General features: G+C 51.9%; 3 protein-coding genes. All 3 read left to right on the top strand.

From position 1 onward, the window contains the following. A partial coding sequence (locus tag C7B82_RS33325) for a hypothetical protein (protein ID WP_219904669.1) occupies window positions 1–221 on the top strand: 221 nt, incomplete at its 5' end. 25 nt (window positions 222–246) lie between these two features. Further along, complete coding sequence (gene ltrA / locus C7B82_RS24215; protein ID WP_106259295.1) at window positions 247–1,977, top strand: group II intron reverse transcriptase/maturase; 1,731 nt, start codon at window positions 247–249, stop codon at window positions 1,975–1,977. 230 nt (window positions 1,978–2,207) lie between these two features. Then, window positions 2,208–2,762 carry a hypothetical protein gene (locus tag C7B82_RS24205; protein ID WP_146141251.1) on the top strand — a complete coding sequence of 185 codons (555 nt, stop codon included), beginning with the start codon at window positions 2,208–2,210 and terminating at the stop codon, window positions 2,760–2,762. Window positions 2,763–3,175 lie beyond the last annotated feature (413 nt).

Here is a 3,175-nt window from a genome sequence, read left to right as displayed (position 1 = left end):
CTCGGCTACCAAGTCTTACTCCAGCCTCAAGCTGCGGCTCCGGTCACTTGACTGTGGGGTTTATTTTCGAGTCAGTAACCTCCCCAATTGCTCTCTGGGTCGGTCGATACCAGAGTAGGCAGTCAGCCGCATGGGTTGAGGAGGAGGGATTGTCTCAGAAGCCAATGCCTTTGGGAAAGCCAGAGGATATGCAGACGGAGACACAGCAATTGGGATGGTAGAGTTGTCAGTGGCAATGCACACGTCATGAGCGAGTTAACGACTACGTATGAATGGAGCACCTTGCCCTGGCGTAAGCTAGAGCGTAAGGTGTTTAAGTTGCAAAAGCAAATCTACCAAGCCGCTTGTCGTGGTCAACGGGCAAAAGTTCGCAGGCTTCAACGACTCCTGATTCACTCTTGGGCAGCGAGAGTCCTGGCAGTGCGACGAGTGACGCAAGACAATGCAGGCAAGAAGACAGCAGGCATCGACGGCTTCAAGTCGCTTCCACCAAATCAACGGCTGTCCCTGGCTCAACGTCTCCAGTCTGGTTGGGGCAAAGCCTCTCCCATGCGTCGGGTCTGGATTCCCAAACCGGGCAACCGAGAAGAACTCAGACCGTTGCATATTCCAACGTTAGAGGATAGGGCAAGACAAACTCTGTTCAAGCTCGCGCTGGAACCGCAATGGGAAGCTAAGTTCGAGCCAAACTCGTTCGGCTTTCGCCCTGGGCGCTCCTGTCACGATGCAATCGTGGCGATCTACCTCCAGGTTTGTCATCAACCGAAATGGATTTTAGATGCTGATCTGGCAAAGTGTTTCGACACCATTGCGCGACAACCCTTACTGAAGAAGCTGAACGCCAGTCCGTTTTTCACTCGGCAAATTCGAGCCTGGTTGCGGGCAGGGGTAATGGATCACTTCCAATATAGTGAAACGCCACAACGCGTACCACAAGGCGGCAGTCTTTCACCCTTACTGGCAAATGTGGCGTTGCATGGCATGGAGAAATACATTGCCCGTTATTGCAAAGGGGCAAGGGTGATCCGCTATGCCGATGATCTGTTGGTGATCCATCCGGAACGGCAGGTCATTGAACACGCTCAACAGCTACTAGGCAAGTGGTTGGCAAAGATGGGATTGGCATTCAAGCCAAGTAAAACTCGCCTCTGCCACACACTTAATTCAGTGGATGGACAGGTTGGGTTTGACTTCCTGGGTTTCTCCATTCGGCAATACCGAATGAGCAAATATAAATCTGGGCGGTCAATGAAAGGATATAAGACGATTATCCAGCCCAGTCAAGCAGCGATGCAGAGACACCTCCAGCGATTGCAGGCGGTGATTAGAAGCCACAAAGCAGCCCCACAAGCGGCTTTGATTCAACACCTCAACCCGATGATTCGGGGATGGTCGGCTTACTTCTCTGCCCAGAGCAGTAAGAAGGCTTACGCCAAGCTGGATTACTTGCTCTATCAAAAGCTACGAGCTTGGGCACATCGTCGTCATCCCACCAAGAGTGGATATTGGCGAGCCAGTCGCTATTGGTTAGTCAATCAAGGAGGCGGATGGGTCTTTGCTGCAAGGAAGGGAGAAACCCAGGTGCGGCTTCGCACTTATGTTGAAACCCCGATTGTACGGCACGTCAAAGTTCAAGGTAATCGAAGTCTCTTCGATGGGGATTGGAGTTACTGGGCAACGCGGATGGGAAAACATCCAGAGTTACCGGCTCGGACTGCCAAACTGTTAAGGCAACAGCGCGGACAATGCTCTCATTGCAAGTTGTACTTTAAGTCAGAAGACCTGTTGGAAGTCCACCATCTGGACCGGAATCATCAGAACAGCAAATGGGAAAATCTGACATTGTTACATCAGCATTGCCACGACCAAGTTCATTCAGGTATGCATGACAAGCACCCGGTTGTTGAGGAGCCGGATGAATCTAAAGGTTCACGTCCGGTTTTGCAGACGAGTCGGGCGGGTGACCGTCCGGCTTAGTCTAACCCGAACCGTATTAGACTTGTTACGGAATAGGAGATGATCAAGAGAACTTCATCGAGTTTGAGCCTGCATGATCAACCTCCATCGTGCGTTGAATAACGACCGTCTGCTGCGTGCTCTGACAGGTCTAAATCGGAAAGCCTTTGATGAGTATCAGATGACAATGAGGATGACGGCTCGATCCCTCATTGCTCCAGTCTAAAAGCACTTTTGCGTAGGTCCTGTTGATGAAACATTCTGATCACTTTCTATGCGGCATCATTGTGGCTGGCATCATGCTAACGGCTCTGCCCGAGCGCGCCCGAGCGAGTGACCGCTACGTCCTCAATCAAACACCGCAGACGATCGAGCGTTATTTTGGCCGCTACTGGACGCGCCTTACCCGCACCGAAAACGGCGTGACGCGCATTACCTACACCTACTCTCCAAGAGGCTTGCAGCGGGTTTTTCCAAATACGCGCGTTGATCGCTTTGCGATTACGTTTGTCGAGAATCGGTCGCAGTCGATCAGCGTTGCCATCACAGGCTCTCCCGACGCGCTTAGCTTCACCTACAATCGTGCCGACTCCTCCCGCCTCTACGAGTACATCTTTGGCTACCGGCCTCCAATCCGGCAGCAGCTTTCCTCTCGCTTCACGGGCAACGAAACCATTTACGACTACGAAGACTGTTTAGGCGATGGTATTGCGACTCGCTACACGCTGGGCGGTGCCGCACAATTCCTGCTCAGTGAGGCTGAGCTTCACTATAACGAGCGCTGCAAACCGCCCTACACACGCTAAGTTTTGAGTTTGTGAAAGGTGGAGAGCGCTGCGAGCAGCATCGGCTCGATCTCGATCTCACGCGTCACCTCAAGCGTTACGGCGATGATGTCATCGATTTCAAACAAATTCCTCTGCCGATGGAAAAGGCTCTTTCTCTACCAATCAGATTGCACGCACGCAATTGGAGTAAGGCTTTCCAGCCTATCTGCCACTTTTTTGCCCTTATATCGGTGTGCGATTCGTTTCTGCCTAAGTCAAGCCCCTCCACCAGGCTTGAAATAAAGCAGAGTCAGGGTGTAACGCCCTGATAACTCAACTTCTGTGTGGTGTGTCCTGTTAGGTGACAATACAACTGGGCTCTTCCCAGCTTTTGGTGAAGCGGAGAAAACGATTGCTGCACTACGTTGAGCTTGCCGTTATGCAGCCAGAAT

The sequence above is a fragment of the Stenomitos frigidus ULC18 genome (assembly GCF_003003795.1).
GTDB lineage: Bacteria > Cyanobacteriota > Cyanobacteriia > Leptolyngbyales > Leptolyngbyaceae > Stenomitos > Stenomitos frigidus_A.
This window is presented reverse-complemented; position numbering and strand designations above follow the sequence as displayed.

Bases quoted from the DNA above. Each gene is read 5' to 3' on its own strand.
- ltrA (WP_106259295.1), top strand. From the start codon at position 247: ATGAGCGAGTTAACGACTACGTATGAATGGAGCACCTTGCCCTGGCGT.
- C7B82_RS24205 (WP_146141251.1), top strand. From the start codon at position 2,208: ATGAAACATTCTGATCACTTTCTATGCGGCATCATTGTGGCTGGCATC.